Origin of the sequence: Promicromonospora sp. NPDC019610 (assembly GCF_044389365.1) — a bacterium.
Taxonomy (GTDB): domain Bacteria; phylum Actinomycetota; class Actinomycetes; order Actinomycetales; family Cellulomonadaceae; genus Promicromonospora.
On the sequence record NZ_JBIRXX010000001.1, the window covers coordinates 2,296,611 to 2,316,430 of the forward strand.

A 19,820-nucleotide genomic window follows, 5' to 3' on the forward strand; every position below is an offset into this window, starting at 1 on the left:
GTCAGGTGGTGACCTGGTCGCGGATCCAGCCCGCGTGGCCGCGGAAGCCGCCGAGCTCCTCGTCGCCCTCGATCCGCGCCTCGACGGCCGCGACCAGCTCCAGGCCGCTCGCGGTGCTGCCCGACTCGACCGCGAGCTCCGCCGCCAGGAGGGCGCCACGGCACCAGCGGGCGACGTCGTCGGACTCCCGCAGGAGGGACTCGGCGCGGCTCGCCAGCGCGTACGCCTCCTCCAGGGCGCCGGCGTAGAGCCCGCCGAAGCGGCCGGTCTCCACGTCCTCGTCGGCGATCACCCGGGCATGCTGCTCGAGCGTCTCGGGCAGCTGGAGGCGCAGCTCGGCGAGCTCGTCGGGGTCGGTCGAGTCGGCGAGCGCGGCCTCGCACACCCGGGTCGCGCCGGTCATGATCCGGCCCGCCTCGGCGACGTCGCGGCCGCGGACGGCCCACGCCCACGCGCGGGTGGTGCGCACCTGGCGCAGCGCGTCGCCGGTCTCGGCCCACAGGTCCGCCGCCCGCTCGTACGCGAGCTCCGCCGACAGGTTCTCGCCGGCCCGCTCCAGGGCCTCCGCGGCGAGGGTGGCGAGCATCGCGTGGTCGTCCTGCTCCGGCCAGTGCTGCGCCACCTGCGCGGCGGCGAGCCAGTGCTTCGCGGCCTCCGCGGGTTCGTGGCGGTCGGCCGCGCAGTCGCCGAGCCACCAGCGGACCTGCACGAGGGTGCCCTCGCCGTGCACCTCGGGGGAGGGGTCCAGGTCGGTCAGGGCCTGCTCCAGCACCGGGGCCGCCTCCGCAAGCCGGCGGCCCGCCATCAGGTGGGCGCCGAGCCGGGTCCTGGCCACGACCGCGACCTTCCGGTCGGCGAGGTCGGCCCAGGCCACCGCCTCGTAGGCGTGGTGCACGGCACCGGGCAGGTCCTCCTCGGCGGCCAGCACCTCGGAGAGCTGCAGGTGCGCGCCCGCGCGCCAGCCGGGGGCCGCGGCGTCGCCGGCCTGGTCGATCGCCTCCGACATGCCCGCTCGCATCCCGGCCAGGTCCTCGTTCTGCCGGGCCTTGTCGTACCGGTCGAGCGCCGCGCGGACGGCGGCGGGCATCTCGTCGGCGCCGTCGGCACCCTCGGCGTCCGCCACGTTGTCGGCCTCCGCCGGTGCGGCGCCGGCCTCCGAAGCCACGCCCGCCTCCGGCGCCTTGCCGGTCAGGGACGCGCCGACCGTCGGCAGCACCGCGCGCAGGCCCAGCGGCAGCCGGTCCAGCAGCGGCCGGGCGTCCAGGCCGGCCCGCACCCGCTCGCTCACGGCCGTCGTGCCGTTGCGCGCGTCGAACCGGCCGGCCAGCGTCAGGGCCTCGGTCCGGGCGTGCCCGGCCAGCTCGGCGGCGGTCCACGGGCGGCCGGCGGGACCGGTGACCCGCAGGTCGCCGCGGCCGAGGGCGACCAGGCGGTCCATGAGCAGCGCGGTCACGGCGTAGAAGCCCATGCGGGGCTCGGGCTCGCCGTCGGCCTGGAAGTAGCCGGGGGTGTCGGCCAGCAGCTCGAGCGCGCGCGCCTCGTTGCCGGTCAGCGCGCAGAACTCGATGTGCTTGGCCACGGAGTGCATCAGGCTCTCCGAGCCCTTGACCATGGGGTAGCCGCGCAGGTGGTTCGACCGGGCCTCGTCGAGGCGGCCCAGCCGGACCAGGGGCAGCAGCGAGCGCGCCAGCGCGCGGTGCGGCTCCTCGGCGCAGGTCAGCCGGCCGTCGAGCACGGGCGCCCAGTGCCCGACCGCCTTGGCGTCGTCACCCTCGTCGGAGTAGAACTCGCCCTGCCGGGCGGTCTCGCAGGCGTGGCAGTCCGCCATCTCGCCGCGCTCGGCGGCGAGCCAGCCGTCGAACGCCCGCCGGGCCCGCTCGGTGTCGCCCACGTGGTCGGCGATGTAGAACTCCGACATCCGCACGGCTCGGTCGGTGTGCCCGGCGAGCCGGTAGCGGCGGTCCATCTCGGTGAGCCAGTTCTCGATGGCGGCGAGCGGTACCCGGGGGAGGTCGAGCATGCCCGTCGTCACCCACTTGAAGTCCCAGAACAGCGCGTGGGTGGCGGCGTGGTCGAAGGCGCTCGGGTCCTGGTCCCACAGCCGCAGGGCGCGGGCGAACGGGACCAGCACCTTGTGCCGGTCCGCGCTGAACTCGTAGGCGCTGATCAGGTGGAAGACCGCCTTGATCTCGGCCTCGGGCCCGAGGAGCTCGGCCTGGGCGAGGATGTTCTCCGCCGCCGCGGCCTGCGAGGTGCCGTGGGGACGCTGGTCGTTCTCCCAGATCGCCTCCTGGAGCGTCGCGAGGTCGGTGATCTCGGTCATCGGTCGGTCTCCTGGGTGTCGGGCCGGTCGTCCGGCCGGTCGTGGCGGGCTGGTGGCACGACGGGCGCGGCCCACTCCAGCAGCTCGCCGAACGCGCGGTTCACGAGCGCCTGGTCCACGGGGCGCAGGGGGCGGCGGGCCTGGAGCAGCGACTGCCCGTACAGGGCCTCGACGGCCACGCCGGCCAGGTCGGGCTCCGCCAGCCCGGCGATGCGGCGCACCAGCGGGTTGAGGTGGTTCAGCACGAGCCGGGCGCGGGGCGTCTCGTCGCGCAGGGCGCCGAGGATGCCGGCCCACAGGTCGTCGGCCTGGCTCTCGGCCTCGGCGCGTGCACGTTCGTGCCGGGCCGACCGGTCGTCGAGGTGGATCGCGGCCAGGGACGCCGGGTGGAACGCCCGTACGGTGACGTCGCAGTCCAGCGGGTCGAGGCGCACCCGGGCCGTGGCGAGGAACGGGGCCAGCGCGAGCTCGGCCGCCGGGTCCACGTGGTCGAGATGCGCGGTGACGACCGACGCGTCCAGCTCCTCGACGGCGACCTCGGGCCGGACCAGCGGGAGCGCCTCGACCAGCGCGGCGTCGTAGGTGTACCCGCCGTTGACCACGGCCATGCCCTGCGCCGCGGCGATGGCCGAGACCTGCCGGAACTCGTCGACCGTGCGCGTGAAGTGCACGGTCCGGTGCCGACGGGCGAGGTCGTCGAGCGTCAGCTCGCCCTCCGACGTCTCGAAGGGCAGCCAGGGGAGCATGGTGCGCAGCACGTCGTCGTCGTGCAGGGCGAGCGCCTTGACCCCCAGGTGGTGCACGGCCAGGAAGCGACGCAGGCGCTCCGGCGAGGTGGCCGCGAGCTGCGCGAGCCAATCGCGGACCCGGTCGCCCAGCGCGTCGCGGACGGCTGCCAGCGTCTCGTCCTCGTAGAGCTGCTCCCGGCTGGCCGTGGGGCGCAACGTGTCGGTGTCGAGCACGCACCGCACGAAGAACGCCCAGTCGGGCAGCAGGGTCTCGGCGCGGTCGGTGAGCAGCATGCCCTTGAGGTGCACCCGGTGCCCGCCGCGCTGCGCGGGGCTGACCACGCCCGGCAGCACGTAGGCGACCCCGCGGATGCCGACGAGCGGCAGGTCCAGCTCGACCGAGTCGAGCGGCGCGAAGCCGAACGTGTCCTGGCAGTAGGCGGACAGCGCGGCGGCCCGCGCCGTCGGGCTGGGGTGCTCGGACTCCCACGGTGGCCGCTGCCCGGTGATCGGCTCGTCGCCCACGCGGACGTCGTACGGCAGGAGCGCGCCGAAGTCGGCGGCGAGGTCGGCCACCCGGTCGGCCTCGAACCACTGCTCGCTCCCGCGGCGGGCCGCCAGGTGGACGGTGGTGCCCGGCTCCGGGTGCTCGGCCGGGTCGAGCGTGCGGACCGTGTACGAGCCGTCGCCGCGGGCGACCCATTCGACGGGCAGGGCGTCGGGCGTGCGGGCCGAACGGCTCACCACCCGGATGGTCTCCGCCACGACGAAGCAGGCCAGCAGGCCGATGCCGAACTGACCGAGGAACTCCTTGCGGGCCTCCTGGAGGCCGTCGCGCTTGGAGCTGCGGCCGATCGTGGCCAGCAGCTGGTGCACCTCCGGTTCGGTCAGGCCGATCCCGGAGTCGGTCACCCGCAGCGCGGTGCCGGTCGCTCGGATGCGCACCGTGCCGGGAGCGCCGGGATCGAGGGCACGCCGCGCGGTGATGGCGTCGACGCCGTTCTGGAGCAGCTCGCGCACGTAGACGCGAGGGCTGGCGTACAGGTGCTGGGACAACAGGTCCACCAACCCACGAAGGTCGACCTGGAACGTGTGCGGTGAATCCGTCGGGGTCTCTTGCGTCGTCATGGTGGGCGCGATGCTAGTAGCGCCCTCTGACACTCCCCACGAAAGTCCGGCACGTAACCTGCCGTCATGACCACGAGCGCACCGGCGTCCCACCCGCCGCGGGCAGAGCTGCACCTGCACGTCGAGGGCACGCTGGAGCCGGAGCTGGCCTTCGAGCTGGCGGCCCGCAACGGCGTCGTCCTGCCCTACCCGGACCCGGAGAGCCTGCGCGCCGCCTACGACTTCGCGGACCTGCCCGCCTTCCTGGAGCTGTACACCGCGAACACGGCGGTGCTGCGCACCGCCGCCGACTTCGCCGACCTCACGCGCGCCTACCTGGCCCGCGCGGCCCGAGCGGGCGTACGGCACGCGGAGATCAGCTTCGACCCGCAGGCGCACCTCGCGCGCGGCGTCCCGCTGGAGGACGTCGTCGACGGCATCGCCGGCGTCCTGCGGACCAGTGCCGCCGACCACGGCGTCTCGACCCTGCTCATCGCCTCGTTCCACCGCGACAAACCCGTCACCGACGCGCTCGACGTCCTGGAGCGGCTGCTCGCGATGCGCGCGCCGATCGTCGGCATCGGCCTGGACAACGCCGAGATCGGCTACCCGCCCGGCCTGTTCACGGACCTCTACGCCCGCGCCGAGGCGGCCGGGCTGCGCCGCACTGCCCACGCGGGGGAGGAGGGCCCGGCCGCGAACGTCCGTGACGCCCTCGACCTGCTGCACGCCGAGCGGATCGACCACGGCATCGCCGTGGTCCAGGACCCCGCCCTCGTCGCCCGCGTCGCCGCCGACCAGGTCCCCTTCACCGTCTGCCCCGTGTCCAACGTGCGCCTGCGCGCCGTGCCCTCCCTCGCCGAGCACCCGCTGCCCGCCATGATCGACGCCGGCATGCTCGTGAGCATCAACTCCGACGACCCGCCCTATTTCGGCGCCTACGTGGACGACGTCGACGACGCCGTCACCGCCGCCCTCGGCCTGACCCGCGACCAGCGGGCGGCGCTCGCGGCGGCGTCCTTCCGGGGCTCGTTCCTGGCCGGGGACCAGGTCGCGGCCCACCTGGCCGACGTCGAGGCCTGGCGCGTGGCCCAGGACTGAGGGCTCGGGCGCTGAGCGGACGGGCGCCGGGCGCTCAGCCCCGCAGCAGCGCCGACCCGACCGCCCCGGCTGCCGCGTCGAACGCGGCCGCCCGCGCCGCCTCGTCGCCGGGCAGCAGCCCGGCGAGCTCCAGCGACACCAGCCCGTGCACCAGGCCCCAGAGCCCCACGGCGGCGGTCTGCACGTGCTCCGGCGGGGCGTCGCGCAGGACCCGGGCGACGCCGTCGTGCAGCACGCGAAACGTCGGGCTGTCGACGGCGGCCGCCGGCTCGCTGTCCGCCGGCGCCACCCCGCGGTAGAACATGACGCGGTAGAAGTGCGGGTCCGCCAGGGCGAACCTCCGGTAGGCGCGGCCGAGGTCGCGCAGGTCCGCCGCCGGGTCCGCGCCCTGCCCGACGGCGGCCAGGTGCTCCGCGAACCGCCGGAACCCTTCCTCGGCGACCGCCCCGACCAGCGCCTCGCGCGAGCCGAGCAGCGCGTAGACCGCCGACGCGCTCGTCCCGGCCTCGGCGGCGACCTTGCGCACGGTGACCGCGCCCTCGCCGTCGGACGAGACCACCTGGGAGGTGACCTCAAGGAGTCGGGTGCGCAGGGCGTCGTCGTGCAGTCGGGGTCGGGCCATGCCGCGAGTCTAGAAGTCTTGACGCGAGTTTGCGAACGATGTTTGATAACACTGTTACAGAACAATGGACCGCTCCCTGGAGGACGTCGTGCTCGAGCTCTCGGACCCGGCCCGCATCACCGCGGGCATCGTGCTGCTGACCGTCGTCGGGATCGAGTCCGGCGGCTTCTTCCTGCTCAAGGTCTTCGGCGGCCGGCTCCCCACGACCGACCTGCAGAAGAGCTTCTTCCGCGCCGGTCACGCGCACGCGGGCGTGCTGGTGATCCTCGGCCTGCTCTGCCTGCTGCTGACCGAGGCGACGGACCTGACCGGCTTCGCCCGCTGGCTCGCCGCCACCGGCGTGCTGTGCGCCGCGATCCTCCTGCCCGCGGGGTTCTTCCTCTCCGCGATCGGACAGGGACGCACCCGACCCAACCGCGCCGTCGTGCTGCTGCCGGTGGGCGCCGTCGCCCTGGGCGCGGGCGTCGTGATGCTCGCGATCGGCCTGCTCCTGGCCTGAGCGGGTCAGACAAACCGGACGACGGCCCGGTCCAGGACACACCGCGAGGGTTCCTGGGCCGGGCCGTCGTCGCCGGTTACGGTGGCGACATCATGGCGACCCGCACGTCGGCCCGGCGAGGTTCCGGGAAGAGCTCCGGGCAGGGCGCGAAGAGCGCCAAGCCCCGGGCCGCAGCGTCGAAGCGATCGACACAGCGCCGGGGGGCTACCCGCCCGGCACCGAAGGCTGCAGCCGCACCGGCCCGCCCGCCGTGGCCGGTCCGGGCGGTCCGGGGACTCTGGATGGGCATGGCGCACGCGGTCGGCGGCGCCACCCGCGCCGCCGGGCCGCGGGCCGCGCCCGACGGCTCCGGCACGGGCACGCAGAACGCGGAAGGGCAGGGAGGGCAGGAACTGGAACCGGACCACCGGCGCGACGGCGTCGGCTTCGCACTTCTCGCCGTGGCGGTCATCGTCGCGGCGCGTGAGTGGTGGGGGATCGACGGCCCCTTCGGCGACGGCGTGCACGCGGTGGTCGCGGGCACGCTCGGCGTCGCGGGCGTGGCCCTCCCCGTGCTGCTCATGTGGCTCGCCTTCCGCGTCATGCGCCACCCGGAGCGCACCCAGCAGAACGGCCGGGTGGCGATCGGGCTCAGCTTCCTCGTCGTCGCCACGTGCTCGCTGGTGCACATCAGCGCCGGCCTCCCCTCGCCCGCGGACGGCTTCACCCCCGTGCAGGACGCCGGCGGCGTGATCGGGTTCCTCTTCGCCACCCCGGTGGTCACGGGGCTCACGCAGTGGTTCGCCATCCCGCTCTACGTGCTCGCCGGGTTCTTCGGCGTCCTCATCGTCACCGCCACGCCGGTGCACCGGATCCCCGCCCGCCTGCGCGGCCTCTACGACCGGCTCACGGGCAACCACCGCGAGGCGGACGAGGTCGGCGAGGGCGGGCTCGCCCTGGCCGACGGCGTCTCCGCCCACGACGGCACGCCGGAGCCCAAGCGCCGCAAGCGCCGCACCAGGCAGGAGATCGCGGCCGAGAAGGAGCGCCTGGCCGGTTTCGTGGGCGACGAGGCGTTCGAGAAGGCCGCCGAGGTCGAGGAGCGGGCCGCGAAGGCCGGCAAGCTCACGACCCAGCGCATCCCGACCAGCCAGTCCGCCGGCAAGGTCACCGGCGCCCCCGCCATCGGCCCGGGCGTGCTCGGCCCGGACGGCGAGCCCACGTCGCCGGCGTCGGTGAAGAAGGACGGCCCCCAGCCGCCCCGGGCGGGCGAGCCCATGCCGCGGGGCGTGCAGCCCATGCTGGAGGGCGACACCGTCTACCTGCTCCCCGACGAGGACCTGCTGGTCCAGGGGCCGCCGCACAAGGCGCGGTCGGCCGCGAACGACCGGGTGGTCGAGTCGCTGACGGGCGTGTTCGAGCAGTTCGGCGTCGACGCGAAGGTCACCGGCTTCAGCCGCGGCCCGACGGTCACGCGGTACGAGGTCGAGGTGGGTGCCAAGACCAAGGTCGAGCGCATCACGTCGCTGTCCAACAACATCGCGTACGCGGTGGCGAGCGCGGACGTGCGCATCCTGTCGCCCATCCCGGGCAAGTCCGCGATCGGTATCGAGATCCCGAACTCCGACCGCGAGACCGTGGTGCTGGGCGACGTGCTGCGCTCCGGCGCCGCGCGGCGCACCGAGCACCCGATGGTCATGGGCGTGGGCAAGGACGTCGAGGGTGGCTACGTGGTCGCGAACCTCGCCAAGATGCCGCACATCCTCGTGGCCGGCGCCACCGGCGCCGGCAAGTCGAGCTTCATCAACTCGATGATCACCTCGATCCTGATGCGGTCCACGCCGGAGCAGGTGCGCCTCATCCTGGTGGACCCCAAGCGCGTCGAGCTCACGATCTACGAGGGCATCCCGCACCTGATCACACCGATCATCACCAGCCCCAAGAAGGCCGCCGAGGCCCTGGACTGGGTGGTGCGCGAGATGGACGCCCGGTACGACGACCTGGCGACCTTCGGCTACAAGCACGTCGACGACTTCAACGTCGCCGTCCGCGCCGGCAAGGTCAAGGCGCTGCCGGGCTCGGAGCGCAAGATCGCGCCGTACCCGTACCTGCTCGTGGTGGTCGACGAGCTCGCGGACCTCATGATGGTCGCCCCGCGCGACGTCGAGGCCTCGATCCAGCGGATCACGCAGCTCGCCCGTGCCGCGGGCATCCACCTCGTGCTGGCCACGCAGCGCCCGTCCGTCGATGTCGTGACCGGCCTGATCAAGGCCAACGTGCCCTCGCGGCTCGCCTTCGCCACGTCGTCGCTCGCCGACTCGCGCGTGGTCCTGGACCAGCCCGGCGCCGAGAAGCTCATCGGCCAGGGCGACGCCCTGTTCCTGCCCATGGGCGCGGCCAAGCCGATGCGCGTGCAGGGCGCCTGGGTCACCGAGTCCGAGGTGCACCAGGTCGTCGAGCACGTCAAGAGCCAGCTCAAGCCGATCTACCGCGAGGACGTCGCAGCGCCCGCCGCGGCCAAGAAGCAGGTCGACGAGGACATCGGGGACGACCTCGACCTGCTGCTGCAGGCCACCGAGCTCGTGGTCACCACCCAGTTCGGGTCCACGTCCATGCTGCAGCGCAAGCTCCGCGTGGGCTTCGCCAAGGCGGGGCGCCTCATGGACCTGCTGGAGTCGCGGGAGATCGTGGGGCCCTCGGAGGGGTCCAAGGCGCGCGACGTGCTCGTGGCGGCCGACGACCTGCCCTCCGCGCTCGCGCTGATCCGCGGCGAGCAGCCGGCCCAGGTCTTCGACCAGGCGTCGCCCGACGCCGAGCCGGACGACGGCGGGTCCTACGGCTCGGCCGACCAGTACGCCGACGGCACGGACGGGCACATGCCGCCGGTCGCCCGGGACTACCACGACGACGCCGAGGCGATGCGCTGACACGTCGGGTCAGTTCGTGCGCTCGACCACCACGGGCGGCTCGCCCGCGGGTCCCCGGGGCGGCCGGCGCTGCTCGTCGGCCGCGTCCCCGGCGGCTTCCTGGGCGATCCGGAGGCGGTCGGTGAGCTCGCTCCTCCCGAGCTGCCCGCGGTCCGGGTGCGTCAGCGCGTCGCGGGTCCAGTGCAGCCGGTGCCCGGCGGCGCGGTCCACGGTGGTCGCCGCCCAGCGCGCGTCCGTGACCCGGGCAGGCCCGCCGGGGTGCTGCACGACGTCCGCGACCAGCAGCAGGCCGACGGCGGACGCCGCCACGCAGCACTGCGTCCCCTGGTTGGACAGCAGGTTGCCGAGACCGTAGGCCACCCACATCCCGTCGCCGCCCGGGCCGCCCCGCAGGTGCTCCAGCGGCTGCGGCACGTGGGCGTGGTGCCCGATCACGAGGTCCACCTGCCGGGATCGGGCGAGGGCCTTGGCGGTCTCCTTCTGGTGGTCCGTGGGCTCGGTGACGTACTCGGTGCCGTCGTGCAGGCTGACCACCACCAGGTCCGCGCCTGCGGCGCGCGCCGCCCGGGCCTGCTCGATGATCCGGCCGGCGTCGATGAGGTCCACCGACCAGGAGCCGTGGGGCGGCTCCAGCCCGTTCAGCCCGTAGGCCGCCGACAGGTGGGCCACCGTGACGGTCCGGCCCTCCCGCCGGAGCTCGTAGAGCTGGGGGCTGCTCGACTCGCGCTTGTTGCGCGCGGTCCCGGCGTGGCCCATCCCGGCCCGGTCGAGCGCCCCGAGCGTCGCGGCGATGCCGTCGTAGCCGGAGTCGGCCGCGTGGTTGGACGCCGTCGAGCAGCCGTCCCAGCCCTGCTCGCCCAGATCGCGGACGATCTCCTTCGGCGCGCGGAACACGGGGTAGCCGGCCGGCTGCGTGCCCGGCGGCGCGACCGGCACCTCCAGGTGGCACAGGGCCAGGTCCGCGCGGGCGACCCACGGGTCGATGCCCGCCAGCAGCGGCGAGTAGTCGAACCCGTCCGGTCCCGTCGCCGAGTCGTTGACCGGTTCGTGGGTCAGGACGTCACCCGCGGCGAGCAGCGTGAGCTCGACGTCCTGCGGCGTGGGCGTCGGCTCCGGGGAGGGGGTGGCGGACGCCGGGGGTGTCGCCGGGCCGGACGTCACGGAGGCCGCCGTGGAGACGCCGCCGGAGCTCGTGGCCACCGGCACGCCGGGGGCGGGCGTGCAGCTCGTCGACGTCGCCGCGAGGGCGCAGGTCACCGCGGCGGACGCGAGGAACCGCAGCGGGCGGACGTTGACCACTCCCGGATGTTATGGCAGGCCGGCACGGGGAGCGACCGGGCGTCGACGGTGCTCGGTCCGGGGCGCGGGTGAACCGCGGCTAGGCTTGAGCAATGGTCAACGACGCTCCGTCGCCCTGGAACATTGCGAACATCGTCACGATGATTCGCATCGCCATGGTCCCGTTCTTCGCCTGGGCACTTCTCGTCGAGGGCGGGGACGACACGACGTGGCGGCTCGTGGCCACGGCGATCTTCGTGGTGGCGGCGGTGTCGGACAAGGTCGACGGCTACCTCGCGCGGTCGCGCGGCCTCATCACCGACCTGGGCAAGCTGCTCGACCCGATCGCGGACAAGCTGCTCGTGGGCGCCGCGCTGATCCTGCTGTGGATCCCGCTCGGGGAGCTGCCCTGGTGGATCCCCGTGGTGATCCTGGTGCGCGAGCTGGGCATCACGTTCATGCGCCTGGGCATGGTCAAGTACGAGGTCATGCCGGCGTCGCGCGGCGGCAAGCTCAAGACCGTGCTGCAGACCGTGGCGATCTCGCTGTTCCTGCTGCCGCGCGAGGGCTTCGACTGGCTCACGGTGATCGCCTGGGTCGTGCTGATGGCGGCGTTCGTCGTGACGGTCGTGACCGGCGTCGAGTACGTCTACCAGGGCTGGAAGATCCGGCGCGACGCCCGGGCCCGGACGCCGCAGGCATGACGGCGCCGCGCCTGCTGGCGGCGGCCGCTGCCCGGGGCTGGACCATCGGCGTGGCCGAGTCGTTGACGGGCGGGCTGGTCACGGCCACGCTCGTGTCGGTGCCGGGCGCGTCCAAGGTGCTGCGCGGCGGCGTCGTCGCCTACGCCACCGACCTCAAGGCCGGGCTGCTCGGGGTGGACGCGGACCTGCTCGCCGAGCGCGGGGCCGTGGACGAGGCCGTGGCCGCCCAGATGGCGGACGGCGTGCGCCGGGCGACGGGGGCCGACGTCGGCCTCGCCACGACCGGGGTCGCGGGCCCGGACCCCCAGGACGGCCAGCCGCCGGGTGTGGTCTTCGTCGCAGTGAGCACCCCGGTCGCCTCCGAGGTGCACCGGCTGGAGCTGGCGGGCGACCGGCCGCAGATCATCGGCGACGCGGCGCGCGGGGTCATCGAGCTCGCGTCGCTGCTCGTCAGCGAGGCGGCGGGTGAAAAAACCGACTCGCACCCAGATCCGTTCCCTGAAGTTACAGACAAGTGAAACTTCTTGGCTTAATCTTGCACAGGGCTTGACGCGGGAACACTTCGGGAACAAGGCTCATACCAACAGCGTTGGTCCCGGTGTGATCACGAACAGGCCGACCACACGGGGCCGGCGGAAGAACTCTTCGAGCGCGGGGTACGGTAGAACGACCTCCGCGCACGGAGGCCGTACCACACGCAAGGCACGTCCGGTCCAGGCAGGGCAGGGCGTGAGGTCAGGGACAGGCACTGAAAGGGGGCGCGAGATGGTCGTACTACGGCGAGAAATCGGAGACGTGCTGCGAGACACGCGGCAGCGTCAGGGGCGCACCCTCCGTGAGGTGTCGTCGGCGGCGCGGGTGTCGCTGGGTTACCTCAGTGAGGTGGAGCGCGGGCAGAAGGAGGCGTCGTCCGAGCTGCTCGGTTCCATCTGCGAGGCGCTCGACGTGCCGCTGTCCTTGGTGCTGCGTGAGGTGAGCGACCGCGTCGCGGTGGCCGAAGGATTCCAGATTCCCGACACGATCCCGGCGGACTTCGTCGCCGGGCTGCTGGCCAGGGGAGGCGACCGGACCGCAGCGCGGCGGGAGGTCGACCCGTCCGACCTGGCACCGGTCGGCTGACAGGCCGGCTGGGCGACAGCCGCAGCAGGGCAGAACCGGAGCGGGGCACCACCGAGGTGGTGCCCCGCTCCGGTGCGTTCACGTGCTACGCAGGACCGGCCTGGCACGTGGGGCACCAGTAGACCGGCCGCTCGTAGGGCTTCTCGTTCGCCGTGCCGACGGCGATCGGCGTGCCGCACCGGTGGCAGGCCCGGCCCGTCCGGCCGTGCACGTGCAGCTCCACGGCCCCGAGGCCCCGCGCCCGCCCGACGGCGACGCTGCGCTCCATGAGCCGCCGCGCCGTCCGCAGCAGGAGCGCCCGCTCGCCGCTCGGCACCGTGCCGGCCGGCTGCCACGGCCACAGCCGCCGCGCGAAGAGCGACTCGGCCATCCAGATGGTGCCGAGGCCCGCGACGGTCCGCTGGTCCAGCAGGGCGGCGCACAGCGGCCTCTCGGGCTCGCGGGCGAGCCGCGCCACGCCGTCCGCCAGGCCGGTGGTGGGGAAGTCGGCGCCGAGCACGTCCGGGCCGAGGCCGTTGAGGATGCGGCTCTCGTCGTGCGTGCGCACCAGGTCGAGCATGCCGAGGTGCCAGCCGATGGCGGTCCACGCGTCCGTCGCGAGCACCGCCCGGACGGCCGGGTGCCGTGCCGTCGCCTCCCGCGAGCCGGTGCGGTGCACCCTCCAGTAGCCGTCCATGCGCAGGTGCGTGTGCAGGGTCCGGCCGTCGTCGAGCCGGGTGAGCAGGTGCTTGCCGTAGGCGCTGGTCTCCAGGGCGGTGGCCCCGGTCAGGTTGGCGGCGCCGGCGCTGGGCCAGCGCAGCTCCGCACGGACGAGCGGCAGGCCGCGCAGCGCCGCGGTGAGGCGCTCGGCGGTGAGGCGCAGGACATCCCCCTCGGGCACGGGCGCTCCCCTCGTCGTGGGGCTTCAGCGTAGTGCGCGGTCTGCCGAGGAAGGCGGCACAACCGGCATATCACCCATGTGATCTGGGTCCGGGTCGGAACCGCGGCACCGGGCCGCCCGCGGCCGGTCAGGGATGGCCCCCAGTGCGGGTCAGGGGCGTGACCGGGGGTAAACCCGATGGCTTTCCGGCGTCCGCTCGGCAACTCTTGTCCCATGACCGTTGTAACCGCTGACCTGGGCGAACGCCCGGACCAGTCGATGGCCTCCCCAGACCCTCGGAACACCCGGACCGTGAGCTGGTTCGGCGCGACCGCCCTGCTCCCGATGATCGCCGCGCACGTGCTCGGCGCGTCCGTGGTCGACCCGGTGCTCGACCCGATCAGCTGGTACGCCTTCGTTCCCGGCGGCGGCGAGATGATCCTCGCCGGCGGGGTGATCCTGGCTGTCCTCGGCCTCGTCCTCACCGCCCGGATGTACCGCGCCGGACTCGCCGTCGGGCCGGTGCCCGCGGGCGCGATGATCGTCTTCGCCGTCGCGATGGTCCTGGTCGGGGCGTTCCCCACCGACCCGCCCGGGACGGACGCGTCGCTGTCCGCCGTCATCCACCGGGTCAGCGCCGCCACGGCCTTCTGCGTGCTCCCCGTGGTCGGACTGAGCCTGGAGCGGTCGATCACGCGGCCGCGCTCGGCCTTCCCGCGGGCCCTGCGGTCGGCGGCCGGAGCGCTCGGCGTGGCGGTCGGACTGTTCCTGGTGGTCCACCTGTCACTCGTCTACCTCGCCGACTCGGGCATCGCGGCCTTCGGCCTCATCGAGCGGGTCGGGTTCGTGATCATGATCGCCTACCTGCTCCTGCTCGGAGCGACGATCGACCGCGAGAGCCCGGACGGGGCCCTGGACGAGACCGGGCCGCTCGACGCCGTCGGCCCGCTCGACGGCGCGAGCCCCGCCCTGGTGTTCAGCGGACCGAGATCCGCAGACCGCGTGGAGTGACCGCGAAGCCCGCCTCGACGAGCGCTCGCGCCGTCGGATGGTGCCGCGCGGCCTCCAGCGCGGGCACGCCGTCGACCCGCTGGACCACCAGCCGTCCGAGGCGGCCCTCCCGGACCGTCCTGGCCAGTGCGGCGGCCGCCGTCGCGAGCCGGGCGGGGTTCTCGGTGAAGGACAGCACCGTGCGCCCGCCGCGCTCCACGAACAGGGCCAGGTCGCCGTGGGTGAGCACCACGACGGCGCCGGCCTTGCGGCCGGGCCGGTGGGCGGCCCTGGTGCCGGGCGCGCCGTCGGACGCCGGTCCCGGTTCCGCGGCGGCCTGGTCAGCGGCGTCCGACCCCAGGCCCGCCGGGCCTGCTGCCGTTCCGGCGTCCGGCCCCGGGCCTGTCGGGCCCGCGGGCCAGGCGAGCGCTGCGCCGTAGGGGTTGGCGGGGTCCATCGCGGCCAGCACGACGACGCCGCTCGTGCTCGCGGCGCCGGTGGGGGCCGCGACCGCCGACGTCCGCTCCGCGGCCTCCAGCTCCGACTCGACGATCCGGGTACGGTCGGCCGCGTCCACCCGCAGCCGGTCGACGGCGCCGGGCAGGGCGAACTGCGACCCGCCGAGGTGCTCCACGAAGTACCCGCGGCGCACGGCGCCGCGCTCCTCCAGGCCGGACAGTACGCGGTACACGTCGCGGTAGCCCGCCCCGACGCCCTCCGCGGCCGCGGCGGACCGCGTCAGCACCCCGTGCCGTTCGAGCAGCACCTGGGTCAGGGCGTGGGCGTGCAGCGTGGGGTCCGTCTCGCGCATCGGCAGGGCGGCCCAGCGGCCGCTGCCGCCCACGGTCGAGGCGCCGGAGCGGAGGGCCGAGGCGGGACGTCCGGGGGACACGGCGAACCGGGACCGGCGCACCGGACGGGCCCGGGCGGCCGTGCGGGGCGCGCGGTGGGCGCCGCCGCCGCTGACCCGCTCGCGCAGCGCGCCCAGCCCGTCGTTGGTGACCTGGCCGGCCCAGACGAGGTCCCAGAGCACCTCCAGCACGGCGTCCGGCTCGGCGGAGGTGAGCTCGGCGACCCGCGGCAGGAAGAACCCGCCGGACCCGGTCAGCAGGTCGAGCACCGCGCGGTGCAGGTCGGAGTCGAGCGGGCTCTCCTCCTCGACCGGTTCGATCGGGGGCAGGGTGAGCGGGGCGCCGTCCGCCAGGTGGAGGGAGACCAGCCCGTCCCCGCCGCCCGACCCGGGCAGCCGGGAGTGCCCGGCCCACAGCACCTCGCCCGCCACCGTCAGCTCGTCGAGCAGGGCGGGGGAGTAGTCAGTCACCCGGGCGGGCAGCACCAGGGTCTCCAGGGCCGACGCCGGGACCGCCGCCCCCGCGAGCTGCTCGATCGCCTGGACCAGCCCGTCCGCACCGCGCAGCAGGCCCGTGGACACGTTCTGCCAGCGCGGCAGGAAGGCCCCGAGGGCCTCCTGCTCCACGGGTTCCACCTCGGCCCGCAGCACCGCCAGGGAGCGCCGCCGCAGCAGGCGCAGCACCCCGGGGTCGCACCACTCGTCGCCCGTGCCGCCGAGCGCGCCGGGCCGCAGCCGCCCGCGGGCGAGCGCGCCGTCCGCCTCCAGCCGGGCCAGGCCCTGGGCGACGACCGCGACGCCCAGCCCGAACCGCTGGGCCGGGGCCTGCGCGCCGAACGGCCCGTGCGTCCGGGCGTGGCGGCGCAGCAGGTCGCCGAGCGGGTCGGGGACCAGCTCGGTGAACGTCTCGGGGATGCCCACGGGGAGCGCCACGCCGAGCGCGTCGCGCAGCCGGCCCGCGTCCTCGGCGACCGCCCACTGCTCGCGGCCGGCGAACCGGACCCGGATCACCCGGCGCGTGGCCTCCAGCTCCTCGAGCCAGTGGCCCACGGCGTGGCGGGCGTCCTCGCGGGTGCGCGCCTCCAGGGTCTCCAGCGGGTGCGGCCCCGTGCGCCGCAGCAGGTCCCACAGCCCCTCGGCGTCGCGGGCCTGCCGGTCCGGGGCGAGCCCTGCGAGCTCGGCCTCGGTGCGTTCCACGGCCCCCGGGTCGAGCAGGTCCGCGAGGTCGGCCGAGCCCTGCTCCCCGAGCAGCTCGGCGAGCAGCTCCGGGTCCAGCGACAGGGCCGCGGCGCGGCGCTCGGCCAGCGGTGCGTCGCCGTCGTACAGGAACTGCGCGGTGTAGCCGAACAGGAGCGACTGGGCGAACGGCGACGGCGTCGGGGTGGTCACCTCGACCACCCGGACCCCGCCCGAGCCGATCTCGCGCATGAGGTCGGCCAGCGCGGCCACGTCGAAGTCGTCCTGGAGGCACTCGCGGGCGGCCTCCAGCACGATCGGGAAGTCCGGGAACTGGCTGGCCACCTCCAGGAGCTGGGCCGACCGCTGGCGCTGCTGCCACAGGGGTTGCCGCTTGTCCGGCCGGCGTCGCGGCAGCAGGAGGGCGCGCGCTGCCGCCTCCCGGAACCGCGCGGCGAACATGACCGAGGAGCCCAGCTCGTCGCGGACGGCGCCCAGCACCTCGTCCGGGTCCAGCAGCAGGTCCTCGAGCGTGACCCGGCCCGGGACGTGCTGCGGGTGCGCCGCGCCGTCGAGGGCCCCGTCACCGGTCCCGTCGAACTCGTCGGTGCCGGCCCCGGCGCCGTCCGTGCCCCACGGCTCGCCGTCCCAGCCGCTGCCCGAGTCGGGCAGCCGCAGCACGATCCCGTCGTCGGAGTGCATGGCGGCCACGTCCAGGCCGAACCGGGCCCGCAGGCGGGCGCTGATCACGAGGGCCCACGGCGCGTGCACGCGCGCCCCGAGCGGCGAGTGGATCACCACGCGCCAGTCGCCCAGCTCGTCGCGGAACCGCTCGACCACGATCGTCCGGTCGTCGGGCACGCGGCCCGTGCCCAGCCGCTGCTCGGTGAGGTAGGCGGCGAGGTTGTCCGCGGCCCAGTCGTCCAGCCCGGCCTCGCGCAGGTGCTTGCGCCCGGCGTCGACGTCGGCGGCCAGGGCGGCGTCGGCCTCGCGGACGAACGCGCCGACCGCGCGCCCGAGCTCGGCCGGGCGGCCCGGGGCGTCGCCCTTCCAGAAGGGGAGGCGTCCGGGGAGGCCGGGCGCCGGGGCGACCAGCACCCGGTCGGTGGTGATCTCCTCGATGCGCCAGGTGCTCGACCCCAGCGTGAACGTGTCGCCGACCCGGGACTCGTAGACCATCTCCTCGTCGAGCTCGCCCACGCGCCGCCCCCCGCGGGGCCGGGTGCCGCTCGTCCCGCCGGAGGCGCCGTCGGCGAGCACGCCGCCGTCCGCCGCGTCGGTGGCGAGGAAGACGCCGTACGCGCCCTTGTCCGGGATGGTGCCGCCGCTCGTGGCGGCCAGGCGCAGCGCGCCGGGGCGGCCCCGCAGCAGGCCCGTGGCGCGGTCCCAGGTGATGCGAGCCCGCAGCTCGGCGAAGTCCTCGCTGGGGTACCGCCCGGCGAGCATGTCGAGCACGGCGCGCCAGGTGGCGTCGCCGAGGTGCGCGAACGGCGCGGCGCGGCGGACCAGCGCGAGCAGCTCGGCCTCGTCCCAGTCGTCCACGGCCAGAGCCGCGACCACCTGCTGCGCCAGGACGTCGAGCGGGTTGGCCGGCACGTGCATGTGCTCGATCGCGCCCGTGCGCATGCGCTGCGCGATGACGGTCGCCGGCACGAGGTCACCCCGGAACATCGGGAACACCACACCCTTGGAGACCGCGCCCACCTGGTGGCCCGCGCGGCCGATGCGCTGCAGCCCGCTCGCGACGGACGGCGGCGCGCCCACCTGCACCACGAGGTCCACGGCGCCCATGTCGATGCCGAGCTCCAGGGACGACGTCGCGACCACCGCGGGCAGCCGGCCCTCTTTGAGCTCCGTCTCGGTGCGGGTGCGCTCGGCGCGGCTCATCGACCCGTGGTGGGCGCGCGCGAGCACGGTCTCACCCCGGGCGGCCCCGTCCGGGCCCGGCGGCTGCCCGGGGACCGCCTCGGGCAGGCCGCGTTCCCCGGGCACGGGCCGCGGGATCCCGGCGGCCGTGCCGGACTGCCCGGGAACGAGCGCGGCCCAGGTGCTGGCCGGGTCGGCGATGTCGAGCCCCTGCCGCTGGGCCCAGACCTCGTTCATGCGCGCGGTCAGCCGCTCGGCGCCGCGCCGGTTGTTGGTGAAGACGATGGTGGAGGTGTGGTCGGCCACGAGGTCGACCACACGCTCCTCCACGTGCGGCCAGACCGACGCCTTGCGCAGGGGCCGGGTCGCCTCGCCCGAGAGGTCGAGCTCGTCGTCGCCCGTGCCCGGCCGGGCCCCGTCGTCGCGGCCCGGGTCCGGCACGCCTGCGCCGGGCGCGCTGCCCAGGTCCGCGAGGTCCGGGACGGGCACGACGACGTCGATGGCCCACTCCTTGTGCGACGGCGGCTGCACGACGACGACCTCGCGGGCCGACTCGTCGGAGCGACCGCCGCCGAGGAACCGGGAGACGGCCTCGACCGGGCGTACCGTGGCGGACAGGCCGATCCGCTGTGCCGGCCGGTCGAGCAGCGCGTCGAGGCGCTCCAGGCTCAGGGCGAGGTGGGCGCCGCGCTTGGTGCCCGCCACGGCGTGGATCTCGTCGAGCACCACGGTCTCGACGCCCGCGAGCCCGGCACGGGCCGACGAGGTGAGGATGAGGAACAGGGACTCCGGCGTGGTGACCAGGATGTCCGGCGGACGCGTGGCGAACGCGCGCCGCTCGTTCGGGGGCGTGTCGCCGGTGCGCATGCCGACGGTGACGTCGGGCACCTCGATGCCGTCGCGCGCCGCGGCCTGCCGGATGCCCGTCAGCGGGGAGCGGAGGTTGCGCTGTACGTCCGCGGCCAGGGCCTTCAGGGGCGACACGTACAGCACGCGGCAGCGGCGCACCCGCTCCTGGGGCACGGGCTCGGACATGATCCGGTCGATCGACCAGAGGAACGCCGCGAGGGTCTTGCCCGACCCGGTCGGTGCCACGACGAGCGCGTGCTGGTCGCGCGCCACGGCGTCCCAGGCACCGGCCTGGGCGTCGGTGGGCTGGGCGAAGGCACCGGTGAACCACGTGCGGGTGGCCGGTCCGAACCGGAAGAGCGGGTCGTCGGGCGTGGGCATGGTCCCCATTCTGTCCCCGACCACTGACACGGGCCGGGGGAGGTGCCGGGGCGTCGTAGGGTTGACGGGTGCGTGAACGGGACTTCTGGCAGCTGGTCGACGAGGTTTTCGGCCCCGCCTACGGGCGTGCGCTGGCACGCGAGCAGGTGCTCCCGGCGCTCGACGGACGCACCCCGGCGGTCGCCCTGGCGGACGGCGACGAGCCGCGCGACGTGTGGCACGCGCTGTGCGACGCGCTGGACGTGCCCGACGCCGACCGGTGGGGCACCGACAAGTACCGGCAGGCCCCGCCGCCGCGTCGCTGAGGGGGCGTCCCGGCCCGCCCCTCCGGGGCGTCCTCGGCCGCGAGGCCCACCCCGGTGAGATGTCCTGCGACACACCGGTGTGTCCTGCCTTGCCTCGAACACGCGTTCGGCTAGACTTTGACCACAGGCACGGATTTCGGAACGTCGTCCACAGGCG

General features: G+C 75.0%; 14 protein-coding genes. 8 read left to right on the top strand and 6 right to left on the bottom strand.

The window, feature by feature from the left end:
* Position 1: 1 nt before the first annotated feature.
* Positions 2-2,323, bottom strand: a complete 2,322-nt coding sequence (locus ACH45N_RS10235) for a hypothetical protein (RefSeq protein ID WP_397393307.1) — start codon at positions 2,321-2,323, stop codon at positions 2-4.
* Positions 2,320-4,179: an HSP90 family protein gene (locus ACH45N_RS10240; RefSeq protein WP_397393308.1), complete on the bottom strand. Its 1,860-nt coding sequence runs from the start codon at positions 4,177-4,179 to the stop codon at positions 2,320-2,322. The genes ACH45N_RS10235 and ACH45N_RS10240 overlap by 4 nt, the downstream gene beginning before the upstream one ends.
* Positions 4,180-4,245: 66 nt before the next feature.
* Between ACH45N_RS10240 and add the strand changes: the two genes are divergently transcribed.
* Complete coding sequence (add, locus tag ACH45N_RS10245) at positions 4,246-5,259, top strand: adenosine deaminase (protein ID WP_397393309.1); 1,014 nt, start codon at positions 4,246-4,248, stop codon at positions 5,257-5,259.
* Between the two features lie 34 nt (positions 5,260-5,293).
* On the opposite strand, the gene ACH45N_RS10250 is transcribed toward add, so the two are convergent.
* Complete coding sequence (locus ACH45N_RS10250) at positions 5,294-5,881, bottom strand: TetR/AcrR family transcriptional regulator (protein WP_397393310.1); 588 nt, start codon at positions 5,879-5,881, stop codon at positions 5,294-5,296.
* A gap of 64 nt (positions 5,882-5,945) precedes the next feature.
* Here ACH45N_RS10250 and ACH45N_RS10255 point away from each other — a divergent pair, with 64 nt between their 5' ends.
* Together ACH45N_RS10255 and ACH45N_RS10260 are read left to right on the top strand one after the other, a co-directional pair.
* Positions 5,946-6,380 carry a hypothetical protein gene (locus ACH45N_RS10255; protein ID WP_397393311.1) on the top strand — a complete coding sequence of 145 codons (435 nt, stop codon included), beginning with the start codon at positions 5,946-5,948 and terminating at the stop codon, positions 6,378-6,380.
* 287 nt (positions 6,381-6,667) lie between these two features.
* Entirely contained in the window at positions 6,668-9,286 is a 2,619-nt protein-coding gene (locus ACH45N_RS10260; protein WP_397393312.1) for a DNA translocase FtsK, read from the top strand.
* A 9-nt stretch (positions 9,287-9,295) separates the two neighbouring features.
* Here the strand turns inward: ACH45N_RS10260 and ACH45N_RS10265 are convergent, their stop codons facing one another.
* On the bottom strand, positions 9,296-10,585 hold the full coding sequence (locus tag ACH45N_RS10265; protein ID WP_397393313.1) for a CapA family protein: 1,290 nt from the start codon (positions 10,583-10,585) through the stop codon (positions 9,296-9,298).
* A gap of 92 nt (positions 10,586-10,677) precedes the next feature.
* On the opposite strand from ACH45N_RS10265, the gene pgsA reads away from it, so the two are divergent.
* From pgsA to ACH45N_RS10280, 3 genes are all read left to right on the top strand, one after another.
* Positions 10,678-11,268: a CDP-diacylglycerol--glycerol-3-phosphate 3-phosphatidyltransferase gene (gene pgsA, locus ACH45N_RS10270; protein ID WP_377232463.1), complete on the top strand. Its 591-nt coding sequence runs from the start codon at positions 10,678-10,680 to the stop codon at positions 11,266-11,268.
* Positions 11,265-11,786 carry a CinA family protein gene (locus ACH45N_RS10275; protein WP_397393314.1) on the top strand — a complete coding sequence of 174 codons (522 nt, stop codon included), beginning with the start codon at positions 11,265-11,267 and terminating at the stop codon, positions 11,784-11,786. Before pgsA ends, ACH45N_RS10275 begins: the two co-directional genes overlap by 4 nt.
* Before the next feature lie 247 nt (positions 11,787-12,033).
* Positions 12,034-12,387 (top strand): helix-turn-helix domain-containing protein, encoded by a 354-nt coding sequence (locus ACH45N_RS10280; RefSeq protein WP_182614568.1) that lies wholly within the window; start codon positions 12,034-12,036, stop codon positions 12,385-12,387.
* Between the two features lie 85 nt (positions 12,388-12,472).
* Here the strand turns inward: ACH45N_RS10280 and ACH45N_RS10285 are convergent, their stop codons facing one another.
* Positions 12,473-13,267 carry a DNA-formamidopyrimidine glycosylase family protein gene (locus ACH45N_RS10285; RefSeq protein ID WP_397393315.1) on the bottom strand — a complete coding sequence of 265 codons (795 nt, stop codon included), beginning with the start codon at positions 13,265-13,267 and terminating at the stop codon, positions 12,473-12,475.
* 213 nt (positions 13,268-13,480) lie between these two features.
* Here ACH45N_RS10285 and ACH45N_RS10290 point away from each other — a divergent pair, with 213 nt between their 5' ends.
* Positions 13,481-14,257: a DUF998 domain-containing protein gene (locus ACH45N_RS10290; protein WP_397393316.1), complete on the top strand. Its 777-nt coding sequence runs from the start codon at positions 13,481-13,483 to the stop codon at positions 14,255-14,257.
* Here ACH45N_RS10290 and ACH45N_RS10295 read toward each other — a convergent pair.
* Positions 14,223-19,367 (bottom strand): DEAD/DEAH box helicase, encoded by a 5,145-nt coding sequence (locus tag ACH45N_RS10295; protein WP_397393317.1) that lies wholly within the window; start codon positions 19,365-19,367, stop codon positions 14,223-14,225. The two genes, ACH45N_RS10290 and ACH45N_RS10295, sit on opposite strands and share 35 nt — an antisense overlap.
* A gap of 59 nt (positions 19,368-19,426) precedes the next feature.
* On the opposite strand from ACH45N_RS10295, the gene ACH45N_RS10300 reads away from it, so the two are divergent.
* A complete protein-coding gene (locus ACH45N_RS10300; protein WP_285104967.1) occupies positions 19,427-19,663 on the top strand; it encodes a DUF3046 domain-containing protein in 237 nt (78 codons plus the stop codon).
* Positions 19,664-19,820 lie beyond the last annotated feature (157 nt).

Coding starts and splice junctions, on each gene's coding strand:
- ACH45N_RS10235 (WP_397393307.1), bottom strand. CDS start 2,323: ATGACCGAGATCACCGACCTCGCGACGCTCCAGGAGGCGATCTGGGAG.
- ACH45N_RS10240 (WP_397393308.1), bottom strand. CDS start 4,179: ATGACGACGCAAGAGACCCCGACGGATTCACCGCACACGTTCCAGGTC.
- add (WP_397393309.1), top strand. CDS start 4,246: ATGACCACGAGCGCACCGGCGTCCCACCCGCCGCGGGCAGAGCTGCAC.
- ACH45N_RS10250 (WP_397393310.1), bottom strand. CDS start 5,881: ATGGCCCGACCCCGACTGCACGACGACGCCCTGCGCACCCGACTCCTT.
- ACH45N_RS10255 (WP_397393311.1), top strand. CDS start 5,946: ATGGACCGCTCCCTGGAGGACGTCGTGCTCGAGCTCTCGGACCCGGCC.
- ACH45N_RS10260 (WP_397393312.1), top strand. CDS start 6,668: ATGGCGCACGCGGTCGGCGGCGCCACCCGCGCCGCCGGGCCGCGGGCC.
- pgsA (WP_377232463.1), top strand. CDS start 10,678: ATGGTCAACGACGCTCCGTCGCCCTGGAACATTGCGAACATCGTCACG.
- ACH45N_RS10275 (WP_397393314.1), top strand. CDS start 11,265: ATGACGGCGCCGCGCCTGCTGGCGGCGGCCGCTGCCCGGGGCTGGACC.
- ACH45N_RS10280 (WP_182614568.1), top strand. CDS start 12,034: ATGGTCGTACTACGGCGAGAAATCGGAGACGTGCTGCGAGACACGCGG.
- ACH45N_RS10290 (WP_397393316.1), top strand. CDS start 13,481: ATGACCGTTGTAACCGCTGACCTGGGCGAACGCCCGGACCAGTCGATG.
- ACH45N_RS10295 (WP_397393317.1), bottom strand. CDS start 19,367: ATGGGGACCATGCCCACGCCCGACGACCCGCTCTTCCGGTTCGGACCG.